Raw genomic sequence first — 17,702 nt, 5'->3', positions numbered from 1 at the left:
GATAAGATACGAAAAAAACACACAACTTTTTTAAGTCGTGTGTTTTTCTAAATAGCCGATAGCATCTTGAATAGTTTTAACTGGAACAATGGTTAAACTTAGCTTATTTTTTTTAGCTGATTCTTTTGCTACTTCATAATTTGTTTTCCCATCAGTTTTATTATTAGGAGCAAAAAAGATAGTTGCTCCAGCTTTTTCTGCCGCCACCACTTTTTTCTCAATTCCACCAATGTCGCCTACTTCTCCTTTATCATTGATGGTACCTGTTCCTGCAATATTTCGTCCTTGTTTTAAATCTTTATGACTTAACATACTATATAATTCTAAACTAAACATCAAGCCTGCTGAAGGTCCACTGACACCTTTTGTATTAAATTCAATCTTTTTATCTGTATCAATAGTTGTTTGATCAACAACTGTTACCCCAATGCCTGGACGGTCTAGTTTAGGTAATTTAATAACTTTACCTTTAGCACTTCCTTCTTTTCCATCTCTTTCAAACCCAATATTAACTGAGTCATCTACTGATAATTTTTGCAATAATTGAATAAATTCATCTGATTGTAAAACTGTACGATTATCTAGTTTTTGGATCAAATCTCCCACTTCAAGTTTCTGATAAAAACTTGAATAATCAGCCACAGATAATACATAAATCCCTTTATATACACGTTTATACGGTATATCAGCTAACTCAAGTGCGATTTGAATCGCTTCATTTTTCGAATTTTCCATATTATATGTTTGAATTCGGTTATATTCTCTTGAATCAGAGTCACCCAAAATATCTTGCTTAGGAACCAGTTCAGAATTTTTATTAAATTGACTTAGTAAAATAGTCAGGACATTGGCATTTTGAACTTGAACGGTGGTCATCATGAATGAGCCTTTCTCTGTATCTTTTTTACCATCTACCGTGATGATATCATTTAGCTTATCAGCACTACCTGGAGACTCAATATAATAAGGGAGGGGATAAACTAAAACGACAATACCTATTAATAAAACAATAAGTTTAAGATAAAATGATTTGTTTTTTAAATGCTCTTTTTTCATGACTCTAACCTTCTTATTTAAATTTTAACTGTAATTCTTCATTCACTGTTTCCGGAACAAAGTCTGACACATCCCCTTTAAATTTTGCAATTTCTTTCACCATACTTGAGCTAATATGATTATACTGCTCATCAGAAAGTAAGAAAATTGTCTCAATGTTAGAAGATAAATGTTTATTTAACACAGCGATACTTTTTTCATACTCATAATCGAGTTGATTACGAATACCACGAACTAAATAATCTGCTCCTAGCTCATTGGCTATTCTAATAGTTAAATCATTGTCGCAAACATGAACAGATACGTTTGCTAACGAATGAATCTCGTCTTCTATAAACTGTTTTCTTTCTATCGCTGTAAAAAGATTTCTTTTTGTTGTATTTGTAAACACTCCTACCACTACTTCATCAAATAATTTACTCGCTTTTTGAATGGTATTAAGATGTCCCTTCGTTACCGGATCAAAACTTCCCGGAAATAATGCCACTCGCTTTTTATTCATTTCAAACCTCCTTTAATTGATAAATCCTGACTTTCGTCATGCCATATTGTTGTTCTTTTTGTAAAACTAATTGGTCAATTATATCTGGTAATATAACATGTTTATCCATCTCACAAATGATTTTTGCGTGTTTTTTTAATAAATTTAATGATTGTAAATCCATCATATTTTTTTCTAACTCTTCTTTAGCATAAGGTGGGTCTAAAAATACATAGTCACACAGCACGCCTTGTTCAGATAAAAAATGAAGTGCTTTAGATGCATCTAATTTTTTTACAACAAAAGAATCTGGTTGTTTTGTCATTGCTACGTTTTCTTCTATAACTTTTACAGCGGGAAAAAAAACATCAAAACAATACGCTTTGTCCATACCGCGTGAAACACTTTCTACTGCTAGGTTACCACTACCACTATATAAATCTAAACACACACCACCATCAAAATAAGGCCCAATCATGTTGAAAATTGATCCTTTTATTTTATCAGATGTGGGCCTAGTATTATCCCCTTTTAATGATTGTAATTTTCTTCCCTTAAATTCACCTGCAATCACTCGCATGATATTTCTTCCTCTCTATATAAAATTGGCGATAAAAAAAAGTATTTGTCTTATGTCAGACAAATACTTTAATCATCAAATTCTGCTAAGCGAATTTCTGTTTTTTGCTCTTCAAAATCTAACGGTTCATCATGACAATCTTGATTTCCTAATCTATTAGTAAAATTCATATTAATATCTGGTCTAAATGATTGCTCTACACTTCTAACAAAAAACTGTTTATTTAATTTTTCAATTGTTTCTTCAACAGACTCTTCATCTACATATAAAACCACATATTTCATTTTTTTTGATACATAATAAACATAGCCAAATCGTTTTAGATTTCTTAATTGTTTTAAACTATAAACCCAAACGACTAATCCACGTCTGGGTGTTAATTCTAACTCATTTGTTAACATGACATGTCCCTCCACAACCTTTTTTAGCAAATTCAAAAAAGGGATTTCCTGCATCAACCTTTATCGTGTCTGATATTGCTTGTGCGATATCTAGACTAATATAGTCTAACACATTTTGAACATTTGTTTCATTTACTTTGAACGTTGCAACTAAATCATTCACATCTAGTGAGCGTTTGGCTCGTCTTAAGGCTCGTCTTGTCTCTTTAAAGTCTGGTGCATATTTACCATAAGGTTCAATTTTTTCAAATGCCTCTTTTTTAGCTAGAAATTCTTCCATTAGATCTGACACATCTTTACTCTCAGCCATACTTTTATATGACGCTATATAATCTTGAACAGTCTGACTACTAAGTACGTCTCTTGCTACTTGACTGGCTTTATCTTCTAAATCAAATAATTCATCATTATAAATCATCTCTTATCGCTACTTTCAGTGGTTGATGATGCATTAGCTGCCTTTTGATTAAATAAAACTAACACTTGATTTTTATTATAGGCTATGCCAATATACTCATCTTTTGAATCTTTAATTTCACGTTGATCAAAACGATTGACAAACCAATTGGTGACAATAAACGGGACATCTCCCATGCTTTGCACAAATAAACCATGTGTATTTTTATCTACTGGTTTCCCTAATTTTAACAAACACTCCATCTCTTCATTAACTAAAAGGAAACTATCACTTGGATTACTTGATTCAACTTTTTCTTGCCATTGTTCCAATCGGTCATCTTTTTTTATCACTAACTTAGGATCTTTATTGAATTCAGCTAACGCTTTTTTACTTTCAAGTACAAGTTCTGTATCAAGTTTATAAGGTTTACGATTAATTCGTTGGCGTACAATATTTAAAATAGTCAATAATTGTTCTGTATTAGCTTGATTGACCATTTCCCACTCATCATCTGTCAGCTCAACAGGCGGATTGGTTGTTTCCTCACTAAACTGATAAGGAATCATATCCACTAACGTGCTTTTACTAACGTATCTCACACCTAGTAATTTACCTGTATCATAGTTAAAATGAAGCAAAGCATACGTGCCATTATCAAATGAAATCAGTGGACGATAATTCATATCATCTTCTGTCAGTTCAATTTTATATTTTTTGTCCTTATAGTCAAATTCAAAAGCGGGATAGATTGTTGTGATTTCAGAAATATCACCTAGTGTCGTTTCTAAATTAAATGGAGCAATATCAACTTGTGTTCCTAAAACAAACACGCTTGATACTGTACCTTTTGTCAGTTCAACTTGATAATAATCGGTCGCATTATCGCCATAAACCAACCACTTTCTATCACTCCCAACTACCCATTCATTTTTAGGGTTTGGCATTTTTTCTTTCAGTTCTTTTTCTGACAAACCAATAATAGTTGCCATCCCTGTTGCATTTAATTTGTTATGTTGTGTCGATTTTATTTGAGGTTTAACTTCATTAACCACTAACTCATCTACAGGCTTAGGAGATTTTTGTGACAAGACGACTGGTTTCATATAAAAAAATGTTAGCACAATTACAAATACTACTATAAATTCTCCTACACGACGCACCTTGTCACCTCCTACTCTCTACATTAAATCGTTAATTCAACTAATAAATCTCCCGCTTGAATGGCGTCTTCGTCTGCAACTAGAACACGCTTCACAATACCATTGCGTTTAGCATAAATGGTTGTTTCCATTTTCATCGCTTCTGTAATCATAATTGGATCACCTTTTTGCAATGAATCACCTGGTGCTACTAACACTTTTAAGACAGATCCGGGCATTGTTGCTGCAACGTGTGCATCATTTGTTGGTTCAGCCTTTTCTTTTGCCATAATAGTTGATTTGATATTGCTATCTTTAATCACAATTTCACGACGTTGACCGTTTAAATTAAAGAATAAGACGCGATTTCCTTCAAGGTTAGGCTCACCGATTTCATCTAATGTGATAATCAATGTTTTTCCTTTTTCAATACGCACTTCAACTGTTTCTCCCACACGCATTCCTTGGAAGAAAGTTGGTGTATCAAGTAATTCCACATCGCCATAAGTATTATACATTGTCATATAATCTAGAAATACTTGTGGATACATGATATAGCTGATTACTTCTTTATCTGTCGGTTCACGGTCAATTTTTCCAGCTAGTTCTTCTTTCACTTGATCAAAATCTACTGGTTCAGCTAAACTACCAGGTCTTACTTCAATAGATGGACGGCCATTTAAAATAGTTTCTTTTAATTTCTTAGGAAATCCTCCAGTTGGTTGTCCTAAATCTCCTTGGAAGAAACTAATCACTGACTCTGGGAAGTTTAGCTCACTGCCTCTTTCCTCTATATCTTCTTCAGTTAAATTATTTTGAACCATAAATAGTGCCATATCCCCTACAACTTTTGAAGATGGGGTAACTTTAACAATATCACCAAACAAATAATTAACGCGTTCATACATTTTTTTAATATCATCCCAACGCTCACCAAGACCAACTGCTTTGGCTTGTTGTTGTAAGTTAGAATATTGTCCACCTGGCATTTCATGTTGATAAACTTCTGTTTGAGGAGCATTAATGCCATTACCAAATGGCGTATAGAAAGCACGAACATCTTCCCAATAATGATTGATTGTTTGAACAGATTCAATATTAACATCTAAATCACGATCGCCATTTTCTAGTGCGTAATATAAACTACTCATACTTGGTTGACTTGTTGAACCACTCATGGCACTCATTGCCACATCAACAATATCCACTCCAGCTTTAGCAGCAGCAGAATAAGTAATAATTCCATTACCGGCTGTATCATGAGTATGTAAATGAATTGGCACATCAACTGTTGCTTTTAATTCTGAAATCAAATGATAAGCTGCTTGTGGTTGTAATAAACCAGCCATGTCTTTAATCGCAATAATATGAGCACCCATATTTTCTAAATCACGGGCCATTTGTTTGTAATAAGCCATATTATATTTTGGACGACTTGGATCAAGAACATCCCCAGTATAACAAATAGCTGCTTCTGCAATTTTATCAACATCTCTAACATATTGAATACTTTTTTCCATTTGAGGAAGCCAGTTTAAACTATCAAAAATACGGAAAACATCAATACCTTCTCTAGCGGCTACCGTAATAAATTCTTTAATGACATTATCAGGATAGTTTTGATATCCAACAGCATTAGAACCTCTAAACAACATTTGGAACAATGTATGTGGCATTAATTTACGCAATTTTTTCAGTCTAATCCATGGGTCTTCATTTAAGAAACGATATGCCACGTCAAACGTCGCACCACCCCACATTTCAAGTGAGAATAATTCTGGTACAAGCTCACTTGTTTCTTTCGCAATATGTTTTAAATCAGTTGTTCTAACGCGAGTTGCAAGTAAACTTTGATGTGCATCTCTAAACGTTGTATCTGTTACTAAAACAGATGATTGATTCTTAACCCAATCAACAACAGCATCCGGTCCTTTAGCATCCAAAATCATTTTTGGTGTTTCAATTCGTTTTTCTGTTGTTGTAATAATTTCAGGAATTCTAGGAGAAGAATGGTATTTTTTCTCATGTTTTCCAATTCCAGGGAAACCATTCACTGTGACTTCTCCAATATATTTCATTGTTTTATTTCCACGGTCTCGCATTTTAGGGAAATTAAATAATTCGTCTGTTGTATCAATAAATGTTGTTGTTGCTTCACCGCTCACAAATAAAGGATGAGACAATACATTATAAAGAAACGGAATATTTGTTTTTACGCCGCGAATTCTAAATTCTTTTAATGCACGTAACATTTTTTGGACAGTTTGTTCAAATGTAATACCATGTGTACATACTTTAACCAATAATGAATCAAAGAATGGTGTAACCATCGCACCAGCAAACGCGTTTCCTACATCTAAACGAATACCATATCCACCTGGAGAACGGTATGTATCAATTTTACCAATATCAGGTAAAAAGTTATTCAAGGGATCTTCTGTTGTAATACGACATTGGATCGCATATCCATGAATATGAATCCCATCTTGTTTAGGTAAGCCAATATCTTTATGTAAATCTTTACCCATTGCAATTTGTAATTGACTAGTCACAATATCAACGTCTGTAATTAGCTCGGTAATAGTGTGCTCTACTTGGACACGTGGGTTCACTTCAATGAAATAGAAACTGTCTTTATCAACTAAAAACTCAACTGTCCCTGCATTTATATATCCAACATGAGCCATTAATTTTACAGCGGCTTGACATATTTCTTCCCGTTTTTCTGGTGACATTGACACACAAGGTGCAACTTCAACTACTTTTTGATGACGTCGTTGAACAGAGCAGTCACGTTCAAAAAGATGGATAACATTGCCATGTTCATCCCCTAAAATCTGTACTTCAATATGTTTTGGATTCACAATGTATTTTTCAACATAAATTTCTTCACTACCAAATGCCGCTTTAGCTTCACTTTTAGCCCGTTCATATCCATCAAGTGCTTCGGCTTTATTGTGTGCAACACGCATACCGCGTCCGCCTCCACCTAAAGCGGCTTTAATCATAATTGGGTATCCAAATTCTTCCCCAAATGCGACAACATCATCTACGCCACTTACAGGTCCATCAGTTCCAGGGATAGATGAAATTCCTGCTTCTTGAGCTGCTAATTTTGCTTTAATTTTATCTCCAAAAATATCTAAATGATGTAAGCTTGGCCCAATAAATTTGATACCTTCTTCTTCACAACGTCTTGCAAAATGAATATTTTCAGATAAAAAGCCATATCCCGGATGGATGGCATCAGCACCACATTCTTTTGCGATACGAATGATATCTTCAATATCTAAATAAGCGTCAATTGGTTTTTTCCCTTTCCCAACTAAATAGGCTTCATCTGCCTTAAAACGGTGAATGGAACGATCATCCTCTGTTGCATAAACCGCCACTGTTTGTAAATTTAGCTCTGTACACGCTCGAAATACTCTGATAGCTATTTCTCCACGGTTAGCTACTAATACTTTCTTCATATTACATCCCCCACATTTTTATTACTAATTGAACATCAATAATAACTGAGATTCACTATACTTGCCATTATCAAATTTTTTACGTTTTTCATCTGCACTAATGTTTAGTGCAAATCCTACACCAATAGATAAAGTTACTAAACTAGATCCTCCTTGACTCAGAAATGGAAATGTCACACCAGTTAAAGGAATGATTCCCGTAATACCTCCAAGATTAACAAATACTTGTATCAACATCATGCCTGCTATACCAATACACATCAATGAATTAAAATTATCAGTTGAACGAATGCCTATCGTCATAATTCGTAAAATTAAAAAAAATAATAACATTAATAAAATTAGTGAAATAAATAGCCCTAATTCTTCTACAACAATCGAAAACATAAAATCGGTTTGAGCATTTGTTAAAAAACCCTTTTTTTGAATACTCTTACCAAGACCTAGTCCAAACCATCCACCATTGCTTAATGCAAAATAAGAATTAATCATTTGATGACCATCACCAAGTGGATCGGCAAACGGATTGGTAAAAGTTTTAAACCGTTTATATACATACATCATTCTCTGTGGAAATAAAGAACTACCCAATAAAGAAATAAACTGAATCACTAGTGTTGAAACAACAACGCCACCTCCAACGACCACTAAAGTATAGAGATACGGGATACCACTTGCCAACACCATAACTAATGCAATTAAAATTAAAATAGCCGCCCCACCAGTATCAGGCTGGATTAAGACTAACACGATTAAACTTCCAATTAAAATCATTGGTTTAAATATAGCATCTTTAAAATGCCCCAGTATCATATCTTGCCGTCGCGATAGAATATAAGCTAAATACCAAATAATAATGATTTTTAGAAACTCTACGGGTTGAAGACGTACAGGACCAATTTGTAACCATCCGTCTGCACCACCACCACTAACTCCTAAACTAGTAAATTTAGTTAACACAAGTAAGGCACCAATAGTAAGAATTGCAGTCATAATAAACTGTTTATTTTGAAATACCTTTGTTTTCATTTTATAAGTAAACAAAATGGCTAATAATCCAACTATAAAAAAGCCACCTTGTTTTATCGCTTCTAAAGCCAATCCTTGAGAATTAACAGAACTTGCACTATAAACCATTAAAATACCAACTATTGATAAAATTAAATAAGGTACTAAAATGAAATAGTCCAAAAAATACGTTTTCTCTATCTTCCTATGCACCGATTAAATAACCCCCACATCCATTTTAACTACCAGCATCCTTTTCTTCCTGATACACCATGTTATATACTTTATTTAACTCTTTCTCTAACTCAATAATCATATCAAGACCTTCTTGCCTATTAATCAAACCAATGGATTGAGCAAATTCAACTTGTTTTGAAAAGCCAAACATTTGTGTATCAACAACTTCTTCAAAGGCTTTACATTGGGCTATGCATTGATGATTTCTTTGGTTCGTTAATAAGTGTTTAATTTTATTTGCTTCAACTGTTAGTGCACTTAAAATCGATTCTTTTGATATTTCTAGCATATTAACTGCCCTCCCTTTTATTTGGTTCATTATACCACATTCTTTTCGCTCATATGTTTAACTTTTTAAGTATGCATAAGAATTTTTATAAAAAAAAAAGGAAAGCACACTCGCTCTCCTTAAAAAACTTATTTTTGAACTGCTTTATAACGGTTGTTTACTTCATCCCAGTTAATAACATTAAAGAATGCTTTCACGTAGTCAGGACGAACATTGCTATATTTTTTATAATAAGCATGTTCCCAAACATCAATACCTAATAAAGGAGTTTTTCCTTCTGTTAATGGAGAATCTTGATTTGGAGTTGACATAATTTCTAATTTTCCATCATTATCAACTAACCAAGCCCAACCTGAACCAAAACGACCAGTTGCCGCTGCTAAAAATTGATCTTTGAAATTATCGTAGTTACCAAAAGCACTTTCAATTGCTCCTTTAATAGCGCCAGTAGGTTCGCCACCACCATTAGGTCCCATAATTTCCCAGAAGAATGCATGATTTGCGTGTCCGCCACCATTGTTTCTAACAGCCATACGGATATCTTCAGGTACGTCATTTAAATTAGTAATCAATTCTTCAATTGATTGTTGTCCTAATTCTGGATGCTTTTCAATTGCCGCATTTAAATTAGTTACATATGTGTTGTGATGTTTGTCATGATGTAATTTCATTGTTAATTCATCAATATGTGGTTCCAACGCATCGTATGCATATGGTAAATCTGGTAAAGTATAAGTCATAATAATAATGCCCCCTAATTTTTTTGATAATTATGAACAATTTCAATATACCACTGAAACAATACAAAAAGCAAAAAATAAAACCCAGAAACCTTCAATTTCTCGTTTCTTGTATTCATTTGCTAAAAGCGTTACAATGAGTAGTAATTCAATTTATACTACAAAGGAGTTATTATGCGAACATTTGACTTAATAAAAGCGAGTTTTAAGCAACCTACTTTGCTATTAGAAGGTAGAAATAAAAAAGGATTTCATGTTTTTTTATATTTGTTATTACTAGCTGTTATACTCTCGTTACCTGTTATTTATCAAGCAACATTAATTACTAAAACAATTCAAGATGATGGAAAAAAAATCATTCAGAAACTTCCAGAATTTTCGATTGAGGATAACACGCTAGTCACAAAGGAAAAAAATGATGGGTTTATCTATCAAACAAACTCACTTATCTTTACGTTTGACCCTAATGATAAAAGAACCAAAGAAGAGATTGAAACTGACGCAGCAAGTAATGTCCTTGTTGTCGGATTACTAAAAAAAGAAATCATCATGATTTTACCTCGAGTTGGAACGACAACAGATATTATGGAAGATAATGTATTGACGATTCCTTACTCAATGCCACAAGCAAATATTTTAAGTAAAAACGTCCTTGAACAACTTTTTGCAAGCAATACTAGTCGTTCAATGTGGTTTAGTATCATGTTCTTTGTCACTTGGTTTATGGTGTTCTTTAATTTATTGATGGATATTGTCATTCTTTCTTTCTTTGCCAATATCTTTACTAAATTTAGATTAATTGGGTTTAAGTACAAAGATGTATTTAAAATCGTCGTTTACTCTGCAACACTGCCTAGTATTTTAACGGCTATTTTACAATTTGTATGGCCTAGTATTTCATTTGGATCAGTTGGTGTTGCACTAACCTTATTGATTTATTTCAATGCTTTACCTAAACGAATTAAAAAATAAAAAACTGTAGAACGATTAATCGTTCTACAGTTTTTTATTGATATGTAAAGCTTGGTTCATTTAATTTATCATCTATATCAACAGTTAATGTATAATCGGTAAAAAACCAATCATCTGCTTGTTCTGTAAAATAAGTGATGCCGTCAATAACAGTTGTTGTACGAGCGTCTTCAGGTTCTACAAGAGAAATACCCGTTGAAAAACCAACGTGAACATTCGTACTACCACCATACTTTCCAAAAATACGGACAAAATCACCAGATTCTAGTCCTAGTTCTTCCACAAACCACTTGTGGGCGCTATCTGTTACAATAAGTTCCATTTTATCTTCCTCCAACTATTCGGATGTCGAACTTATTGTAACACAACCATTAAAATCCTTTTAATTTCATGCTCATTTGTTATTTCATTTTCGCATCTAGGTAATCTACATCATCATTATGACCAACAACTAATAAAACATCACCTTCTAAAATTACCTGTTCAGCAGGAGGGGACACAATCAAATCATTTTTCCCACGTCTAATGGCCACAATAGTAACATTATAATGTTTTCTGAAGTTAATTTCTTGAATCGTTTTGTTGAAAAATTGTTTATAACTCACCCGAATCTCAACTAAAGAATAATCCTCTGATAGTTCAATAAAATCAATCATGTTTTTTGAAGTTAATTTATGACCCAAACGATACCCCATATCACGTTCTGGATGGACAACTAAATCTGCCCCAACTTTTTCCAATACACGACCGTGATACTCATTTTGTGCCTTAGCCGTAATATGTGGGACACCCATTTCTTTTGCCATTAATGTTACTAAAATACTCGCTTGGATATCTTCACCAATTGTGACAATCACATGATCGAAGTTTCTTAATCCTAATGAACGTAACGTTGCTTCATCTTGTGCATTAGCTAAAACAGTATGCGTCGCTATGTTCATGTATTCATTCACACGGTCCTCGCAATTATCAATTGCTAATACCTCTTGGTTTGATTCAACTAACTCTCGACACACACTTCCGCCAAAACGTCCTAATCCAATAACTGCAAATGTCTTTCTCATGTAAATTGTCTCCTTAAAGGTTTAATTAATTATTTTACTATCCCATGCTTAAACGCATAAATCGCTGCTTGTGTTCGGTCATCTACATCTAATTTAGACAAAATATTTGACACATGGGTTTTCACAGTTTTTAACGTGATAAATAATTCATCAGCTATTTCTTGATTACTCTTTCCTTCAGAAATTAGTAACAAAATCTCTTTTTCACGATTAGTTAAATCTTCATGCAAATCATGTACTTTAGGCTTAGATAAACGCTCCATCATTTTACTGGTCACTTCAGGTTCTAACACTTTTTCTCCATTATATGCTGAGCGTATGGCATTAGCGATATCTTTAGCCGATGATGTTTTTAATAAGTACCCTGCTGCTCCTGCTTCAATTGCTGGATAAACTTTTTCATCATCTATAAAACTCGTTACAATGATAACTTTAGCTTCAGGCCACTCAGACAGTATTTTTTGTGTAGATTCAATACCATCCATAACCTCCATGACCAGATCCATCAAAATAACATCCGGTCTTTTCTCCAGTGCCTGTTCATATCCCATCAATCCATTTTCAGCCTCACCAACTACTTCAATATCCGATTGGATTGATAAATAAGATGACACACCTAAACGTACCATCTCATGATCATCTACTAATAGTACTTTAATCATCATGTTCCTCCTTTAGAATCGGCACTTTTATTTCGATACTGGTACCTTGTCCTTTAAAACTGACAATACGACAAGTTCCTCCCATTCCTTGAACACGTTCCCGAATATTTTGCAATCCATAACTACCTACCTTTTCTTCTTTTACATCAAACCCCACACCATCATCAACTAATCTTAATAAAACTGTTTGATCGATTTTTTTAAGATAGACTTCCAATAAATGGGCTTTAGCATGTCGTAAAGTATTAGACAGTAACTCCTGTGTGATTCTAAACAAATTATCTTCGATTGAACTTGGAAGGGTAACATTTTCAATTTGCCACTTTAACTCTATATTAATCTTTGTTTGTAATTCTTTCAATAACATTTCGATTCCTTGTTGAAGTGTTTTTTCTTCCAAATTAATAGGACGTAAATGAAGTAATAACGCACGCATTTCTGACTGAGACGTATTAATAATAGAAGCCACTACTTGGAGCTGTGTCTCAATAACTTCAGGCACGTCCATTTCCTCAACCATCTCATTTAAAGTAGATAACATCATTGTAGCGGCAAATAACTGTTGGCTTACTGAATCATGCAACTCTCTTGCAATGCGGTGACGCTCAGACTTTATAATATCCTCTTTTGATTCTCCATCAACGTATTTAGGGATTGAACTAAGTTCTTGTAGTTCTTTAGACATTGATAACATTTTTGAACGAACATTTTGAACATCTTGCTCTAACTCATCAACTAAACCATCTTCTTGATATTTTTTTTCTTTATTTGAAAAGATAGTATGCTCGTAGTTACCCACACTTAAAAAATGAAGTTGTTCTTCTATTTTCCCATAAGTATATCGATTGACTAGATACAGAATAGAAAATGCTATTCCACTAACAGCAATAGCTATTACAATAATATAGACAATAATTGGAACTTTAAATAAACGCGTTGTTATTAACTCAAGCATCCATTTCCGTTGGTTATTCGCGAAAAAGTATGTATATAGTGTCAAAATTAATACAATAAAAGTTAGAAAAAATGTGTAAAAAAAGATAAGTGGTCGGCTTTTTTTAGACATCATACACGAATCACCTCAAGATCTCCGAACAATGTATTAGTAATCACTTTCAATCTTCTTGTTGAATCATCATAATCTTCACTATAAAGTTTTAACGACTCATTATTTAAATGATACACTTCTTGATCAAAATGAACCGCCCCACGCATACTGGAATGTTCTAATAAAATACCAATTCCTGTTGGCACCAAAATACGAGTTCGGCCAAATACTTTTCGAATAATCACGACATTATCTTCTTTTGGTAATAATGTATTACCTAAGTCAATAATCGTATCACCAATCATCAAAGAAAAATTAATATCATCCCACTCATATGTATCACTACCCAAACGCTGACTACCAATCCACGAACGTTTAAATCGTTTTCCAGCACGTTTACTACGACCTGTCGTTTTAATCATTTTAATTTGTTTTTTATTCCAAGGAGCAAAATTAAAAAAACGAACTTCTGAAATCTCTCTCATCACTAAACCAAAATAAATAACTGCTAAAATTAACATCAACCATACAGCCGGGCTATTAAGTAAACTTAACACCATGATGATGATGGAAGCAACTAGTTGAAACTGATTAAATGATGTTTTGTATTTTTTATTTAATACATAAAAAAGGTTTACAACGGAAAATGTCAAAAATATAATAGCGGGGATATTACCCAATAATTGATATAGAGCCCACAACAATAGTAATAACTCAATTACAATAAATACTCTCCATGAGCTGCGCATAACTAATCGGCTCCTTTTTATTTCATTTGATTTATTATAACGTTTCTTTTAACATACATAAAACTTCAAAAGATTGAAAATTATCTAAGACTTAAGACCTATACTCAAAATAAAAAGTTATGCAATTGCATAACTTAAGAAATTTTTTTAATTTTTACATTCATGCTACCACCAGGTGTTTCAATCGTTACAGTATCATTTAGTTTACAACCTAACAATGCTTTAGCAATTGGTGAATCATTTGAAATTTTCCCTTCAAATGGATCAGCTTCTGCACTACCTACGATTGTATACTCTTCTTCTTCACCATCTGGTAGTTCGACAAATGTCACCGTACGACCTAATGAAACAGTATCTTTATCTGCACTATTATTATCGATTATTTGAGCAAAACGAATCATGTTTTCTAAGGTTGTAATACGTCCCTCAACAAATGCTTGCTCGTCTTTTGCTGATTCATACTCAGAGTTTTCTGATAAATCCCCAAAACTTCTAGCAATTTTTATGCGTTCGACAATTTCTTTACGCTTAACTGTTTTTAGCATTTCTAATTCTTCTTCTAATTTTAGTTTACCTTCTAAAGTCATAGGATAGACTTTTTCCATAGTACTCTCACTTCTCCTTAACTAATCTATATCAGTTTATTTCTTATAAAGGAATAGCTTTCCTGAAATCATCAGAAAAGCTTATCCTATTTAATATACACAACACAATACCACGTTGATTGAAAAATGTAAACTCTTTATTCTATGAAAATTTTTTATCATTTAAAATCAATTGTTTTTATCATCTATATACTCTTTTTTATTCACTAAATGCTCATCATATGTTTTTGCATAATAAACTTTTCCCGTCGACACATCGGCTAAGAAATATAATGCATCTGTCTCTTCAGGATTTAATACAGATTCAATTGCCTGTTGGCTTGGATTATTAAACGGTCCCGGTCCAGTCCCTTTATTAATATACAAATTATAGGGTGAGTCAATTTGTGTATCTTTTTCTGATAGATGAACTTTATGCTCCTCCATTGCATATAAAATTGAAATATCTGATTGTATTGGCATATCAATGGCTAGTCGATTTAAGAATACTTGAGCTATCTTACGTCGATCTTCAGGCGTTACTCCTTCTTTTTCTACTAATGAAGCAAGTGTTAAGACTTCTTGTACGGTCATTTTTTTTGCTTTGATTTGATCATAATAAGGTGCTAACACTTGATTTGTCTTATCAACCATTTGCGTGATCATATCTTTAATTGGCACATCTTTATAGTAGTAATAAGTGGCAGGATATAGATAGCCTTCTAAACGGTACCGTGTATCCTTAGCATTTTTTGCACTCTCAAGCAAGTCTGGGTATTTCGTTACTAATTCATTAAAGAATTCTTCATCCTTCACTACATCTAAGAAATCATCTTTAGATAGTTTTGTTTCTTTACTAAATAATTCAGCAATCTGATCTACGGAATACCCTTCAGGAATGGTAATTTTAGCATCTGCTAATGAGACTGGTTCATCTGTTCCACCCTCTTGTAAACTATCTGTAATTGCCTCAAGTGTCATACTAGGTGACATTTGATAATATCCAGCTTGAAAATCAGCTTTATTGTTCATTTTTACATAATAAGAAAACACTAAACCACTTTTGATAATTTTATTTTTTTCTAAGATTTGTCCAATTTGTTTACTACTACTTCCTTGCGGGATTTCAACTTGAATTAATTTTTCATTTTTACTATCTAATGGCTTCAAACTAGAAGTAAAGTACTGATACGCAAAAAATCCAGCAATAGACAATGTCATAATCAATACAGCAACAATAATTAGTACAATTTTTTTCACCATATTATTTTCTTTCTTACGTCCTTTGTAACTTGTTTGTTGCCTTCTATTTTGCGTTCTATCTCTATTTCTTTTTTGTAATTCTTGCTCATCAGGTATATGTTTAGACTGCTCTTCTTCTTGGCTTATAGTGTCATCCGACTTCATCGAATCTAACACATAGCCTCTTAGCTCTTTACCCGTTTTATGTTCTTGTTCACGATTAAGGTCATCATTTCTATCCGTCAAAAAAGGGCCTCCTTTTATTTAAATTTGCTCTTACTATTATACATGATTATTATGAAATTCCAAATACCTTAAACAAATTATAGATATATTTTTACGTTTTCTTCCTCTTTATTTTTCATACTAAATAAGATACAATAAAATAAATCGTCGAAAGGAGGGTATGACAGTGGAAACATTGCCAAATTGCCCAGAATGTAACTCATCATACACTTATGAAGATGGACTAATGTATATTTGTCCAGAATGTGCTCATGAGTGGTCAACACAAGACTCAGAAACCGTCGAAACGGTCAAAACAGATGCTTTTGGTAACCCGTTAGCTGATGGTGATTCTGTCACAGTCATCAAAGACTTAAAAGTAAAAGGTGCCAGTCAACCAATCAAACAAGGAACTAAAGTTAAAAATATCCGTTTAGTTGAAGGCGATCATGACATCGATTGTAAAGTTGATGGATTCGGTCCAATGAAATTAAAATCTGAATTTGTTAAAAAACTATAAAAAAATGTAACTGGGAATCTTCCCAGTTACATTTTTTATTTTAAGCCACCTGTCGGACTTGAACCGACGACCCCCACCTTACCATGGTGGTGCTCTACCGACTGAGCTAAGGCGGCATATTTGAAATACAAATTATATAATACTTAGTTTATCAACGTTTGTCAATAATGGAATACAACAATAAATTATCATATAATAAAATACGAGTAGTAAATAGTATTTTATTGAAAAAACTCACTAATTATTATACGATATGTATAGAACAATTGACTGGAGAATAGATACAGGATGAAAATACGAATTATCGGTTATGCGGGTAGTGGTAAGACGTCACTTACTATAAGGCTACAAGAAAAATATCGAATTCAAGGAATTTCCTTAGACGACTATTTAAAAATTAAAGATAAAAATCAACGTTATAACCAACTTAGTGAACGTTTACAAAATCTATCTAACTGGATTGTGGAAGGCGTTCAAGTCAGTCGATGGACCGAACAAAGCATGAATGATGCTGATTTAATCATCATTTTGGATTATCCTTTATCTCTTTGTCAATATCGCGTTACCAAAAGAGCTATGACACAATGCTTTCAAAAACAGAAATCTTTTGCTCAACGAAAAAAAATAATAAAACGTATGTTTAAACTCTATAAATGGAATCGTAGATTTAAAAAAAGATTACCTGACATCAAGCAGAATTTATACATGAATCACGGAAAGCTTCTCATTCTTGAATCTCCGAACGATGAGAAGCGTATCCATAGAGAAATAAAATCTGATCGTAGTAAACTAAGTAATAATAATAGAAAAAAAAACAGCAAGAAATGATGAA

General features: G+C 33.1%; 20 protein-coding genes and 1 tRNA gene. 3 read left to right on the top strand and 18 right to left on the bottom strand.

All coding sequences use genetic code 11. The features are described 5' to 3' along the window. Positions 1-30: 30 nt before the first annotated feature. From DW196_RS06390 to DW196_RS06345, 10 genes are all read right to left on the bottom strand, one after another. Entirely contained in the window at positions 31-1,056 is a 1,026-nt protein-coding gene (locus tag DW196_RS06390; protein ID WP_118250658.1) for a SepM family pheromone-processing serine protease, read from the bottom strand. Positions 1,057-1,069: 13 nt separating this feature from the next. Next, on the bottom strand, positions 1,070-1,558 hold the full coding sequence (coaD, locus tag DW196_RS06385; RefSeq protein ID WP_118250657.1) for a pantetheine-phosphate adenylyltransferase: 489 nt from the start codon (positions 1,556-1,558) through the stop codon (positions 1,070-1,072). Between the two features lies 1 nt (position 1,559). Next, positions 1,560-2,117 (bottom strand): 16S rRNA (guanine(966)-N(2))-methyltransferase RsmD, encoded by a 558-nt coding sequence (gene rsmD, locus DW196_RS06380; RefSeq protein ID WP_071456545.1) that lies wholly within the window; start codon positions 2,115-2,117, stop codon positions 1,560-1,562. Between the two features lie 68 nt (positions 2,118-2,185). Beyond that, positions 2,186-2,518 (bottom strand): YlbG family protein, encoded by a 333-nt coding sequence (locus DW196_RS06375; protein WP_071456544.1) that lies wholly within the window; start codon positions 2,516-2,518, stop codon positions 2,186-2,188. Next, positions 2,505-2,936 (bottom strand): YlbF family regulator, encoded by a 432-nt coding sequence (locus tag DW196_RS06370; RefSeq protein ID WP_071456543.1) that lies wholly within the window; start codon positions 2,934-2,936, stop codon positions 2,505-2,507. The genes DW196_RS06375 and DW196_RS06370 overlap by 14 nt, the downstream gene beginning before the upstream one ends. Further along, positions 2,933-4,078 (bottom strand): CAP-associated domain-containing protein, encoded by a 1,146-nt coding sequence (locus tag DW196_RS06365; protein ID WP_118250656.1) that lies wholly within the window; start codon positions 4,076-4,078, stop codon positions 2,933-2,935. Before DW196_RS06365 ends, DW196_RS06370 begins: the two co-directional genes overlap by 4 nt. Before the next feature lie 23 nt (positions 4,079-4,101). After that, positions 4,102-7,530, bottom strand: coding sequence for a pyruvate carboxylase (locus DW196_RS06360; protein WP_071456541.1), 3,429 nt, complete (start codon positions 7,528-7,530; stop codon positions 4,102-4,104). Between the two features lie 24 nt (positions 7,531-7,554). Next, positions 7,555-8,751, bottom strand: a complete 1,197-nt coding sequence (locus tag DW196_RS06355) for an FtsW/RodA/SpoVE family cell cycle protein (RefSeq protein ID WP_071456540.1) — start codon at positions 8,749-8,751, stop codon at positions 7,555-7,557. Between the two features lie 25 nt (positions 8,752-8,776). Further along, positions 8,777-9,064 carry a DUF1507 family protein gene (locus DW196_RS06350; RefSeq protein WP_071456539.1) on the bottom strand — a complete coding sequence of 96 codons (288 nt, stop codon included), beginning with the start codon at positions 9,062-9,064 and terminating at the stop codon, positions 8,777-8,779. Positions 9,065-9,192: 128 nt separating this feature from the next. Continuing rightward, positions 9,193-9,804, bottom strand: a complete 612-nt coding sequence (locus tag DW196_RS06345) for a superoxide dismutase (RefSeq protein ID WP_071456538.1) — start codon at positions 9,802-9,804, stop codon at positions 9,193-9,195. Positions 9,805-9,978: 174 nt separating this feature from the next. Between DW196_RS06345 and DW196_RS06340 the strand changes: the two genes are divergently transcribed. Further along, complete coding sequence (locus DW196_RS06340) at positions 9,979-10,776, top strand: DUF1189 domain-containing protein (RefSeq protein WP_118250655.1); 798 nt, start codon at positions 9,979-9,981, stop codon at positions 10,774-10,776. 34 nt (positions 10,777-10,810) lie between these two features. Here DW196_RS06340 and DW196_RS06335 read toward each other — a convergent pair whose 3' ends face one another. The 7 genes from DW196_RS06335 to mltG form a co-directional block, all read right to left on the bottom strand. Further along, positions 10,811-11,098, bottom strand: a complete 288-nt coding sequence (locus DW196_RS06335) for a HesB/YadR/YfhF family protein (RefSeq protein ID WP_118250654.1) — start codon at positions 11,096-11,098, stop codon at positions 10,811-10,813. 79 nt (positions 11,099-11,177) lie between these two features. Next, entirely contained in the window at positions 11,178-11,840 is a 663-nt protein-coding gene (locus DW196_RS06330) for a TrkA family potassium uptake protein (RefSeq protein ID WP_071456535.1), read from the bottom strand. Between the two features lie 29 nt (positions 11,841-11,869). Further along, complete coding sequence (locus DW196_RS06325; protein ID WP_079345271.1) at positions 11,870-12,502, bottom strand: response regulator transcription factor; 633 nt, start codon at positions 12,500-12,502, stop codon at positions 11,870-11,872. Further along, positions 12,495-13,571, bottom strand: coding sequence for a sensor histidine kinase (locus DW196_RS06320; protein ID WP_071456533.1), 1,077 nt, complete (start codon positions 13,569-13,571; stop codon positions 12,495-12,497). Before DW196_RS06320 ends, DW196_RS06325 begins: the two co-directional genes overlap by 8 nt. Beyond that, positions 13,568-14,299 (bottom strand): cell wall-active antibiotics response protein LiaF, encoded by a 732-nt coding sequence (gene liaF, locus DW196_RS06315; protein WP_071456532.1) that lies wholly within the window; start codon positions 14,297-14,299, stop codon positions 13,568-13,570. Before liaF ends, DW196_RS06320 begins: the two co-directional genes overlap by 4 nt. Before the next feature lie 134 nt (positions 14,300-14,433). Next, positions 14,434-14,904 (bottom strand): transcription elongation factor GreA, encoded by a 471-nt coding sequence (gene greA / locus DW196_RS06310; RefSeq protein WP_071456531.1) that lies wholly within the window; start codon positions 14,902-14,904, stop codon positions 14,434-14,436. Positions 14,905-15,072: 168 nt separating this feature from the next. Then, positions 15,073-16,371 (bottom strand): endolytic transglycosylase MltG, encoded by a 1,299-nt coding sequence (gene mltG / locus DW196_RS06305; RefSeq protein ID WP_233541931.1) that lies wholly within the window; start codon positions 16,369-16,371, stop codon positions 15,073-15,075. Between the two features lie 160 nt (positions 16,372-16,531). Between mltG and DW196_RS06300 the strand changes: the two genes are divergently transcribed. Beyond that, positions 16,532-16,870: a zinc ribbon domain-containing protein YjdM gene (locus tag DW196_RS06300; RefSeq protein WP_071456530.1), complete on the top strand. Its 339-nt coding sequence runs from the start codon at positions 16,532-16,534 to the stop codon at positions 16,868-16,870. Between the two features lie 43 nt (positions 16,871-16,913). Here the strand turns inward: DW196_RS06300 and DW196_RS06295 are convergent. Further along, a tRNA-Thr gene (locus DW196_RS06295) sits at positions 16,914-16,986 on the bottom strand. A gap of 172 nt (positions 16,987-17,158) precedes the next feature. Between DW196_RS06295 and DW196_RS06290 the strand changes: the two genes are divergently transcribed. Continuing rightward, complete coding sequence (locus DW196_RS06290; protein WP_118250652.1) at positions 17,159-17,698, top strand: hypothetical protein; 540 nt, start codon at positions 17,159-17,161, stop codon at positions 17,696-17,698. The last annotated feature ends 4 nt before the right edge of the window (positions 17,699-17,702 follow it).

The sequence above is a fragment of the Vagococcus sp. AM17-17 genome, assembly GCF_003471765.1.
Taxonomy (GTDB): Bacteria; Bacillota; Bacilli; order Lactobacillales; family Vagococcaceae; genus Vagococcus; species Vagococcus teuberi.
This window is presented reverse-complemented; position numbering and strand designations above follow the sequence as displayed.

Excerpts from the sequence above, each read along its gene's own strand:
- DW196_RS06360 (WP_071456541.1), bottom strand. The coding sequence starts at position 7,530 with ATGAAGAAAGTATTAGTAGCTAACCGTGGAGAAATAGCTATCAGAGTA.
- DW196_RS06350 (WP_071456539.1), bottom strand. The coding sequence starts at position 9,064 with ATGCTAGAAATATCAAAAGAATCGATTTTAAGTGCACTAACAGTTGAA.
- DW196_RS06345 (WP_071456538.1), bottom strand. The coding sequence starts at position 9,804 with ATGACTTATACTTTACCAGATTTACCATATGCATACGATGCGTTGGAA.
- coaD (WP_118250657.1), bottom strand. The coding sequence starts at position 1,558 with ATGAATAAAAAGCGAGTGGCATTATTTCCGGGAAGTTTTGATCCGGTA.
- DW196_RS06320 (WP_071456533.1), bottom strand. The coding sequence starts at position 13,571 with ATGATGTCTAAAAAAAGCCGACCACTTATCTTTTTTTACACATTTTTT.
- DW196_RS06325 (WP_079345271.1), bottom strand. The coding sequence starts at position 12,502 with ATGATTAAAGTACTATTAGTAGATGATCATGAGATGGTACGTTTAGGT.
- greA (WP_071456531.1), bottom strand. The coding sequence starts at position 14,904 with ATGGAAAAAGTCTATCCTATGACTTTAGAAGGTAAACTAAAATTAGAA.
- DW196_RS06370 (WP_071456543.1), bottom strand. The coding sequence starts at position 2,936 with ATGATTTATAATGATGAATTATTTGATTTAGAAGATAAAGCCAGTCAA.
- DW196_RS06375 (WP_071456544.1), bottom strand. The coding sequence starts at position 2,518 with ATGTTAACAAATGAGTTAGAATTAACACCCAGACGTGGATTAGTCGTT.
- DW196_RS06290 (WP_118250652.1), top strand. The coding sequence starts at position 17,159 with ATGAAAATACGAATTATCGGTTATGCGGGTAGTGGTAAGACGTCACTT.
- liaF (WP_071456532.1), bottom strand. The coding sequence starts at position 14,299 with ATGCGCAGCTCATGGAGAGTATTTATTGTAATTGAGTTATTACTATTG.
- DW196_RS06300 (WP_071456530.1), top strand. The coding sequence starts at position 16,532 with ATGACAGTGGAAACATTGCCAAATTGCCCAGAATGTAACTCATCATAC.
- rsmD (WP_071456545.1), bottom strand. The coding sequence starts at position 2,117 with ATGCGAGTGATTGCAGGTGAATTTAAGGGAAGAAAATTACAATCATTA.
- DW196_RS06340 (WP_118250655.1), top strand. The coding sequence starts at position 9,979 with ATGCGAACATTTGACTTAATAAAAGCGAGTTTTAAGCAACCTACTTTG.
- DW196_RS06330 (WP_071456535.1), bottom strand. The coding sequence starts at position 11,840 with ATGAGAAAGACATTTGCAGTTATTGGATTAGGACGTTTTGGCGGAAGT.
- DW196_RS06390 (WP_118250658.1), bottom strand. The coding sequence starts at position 1,056 with ATGAAAAAAGAGCATTTAAAAAACAAATCATTTTATCTTAAACTTATT.
- DW196_RS06335 (WP_118250654.1), bottom strand. The coding sequence starts at position 11,098 with ATGGAACTTATTGTAACAGATAGCGCCCACAAGTGGTTTGTGGAAGAA.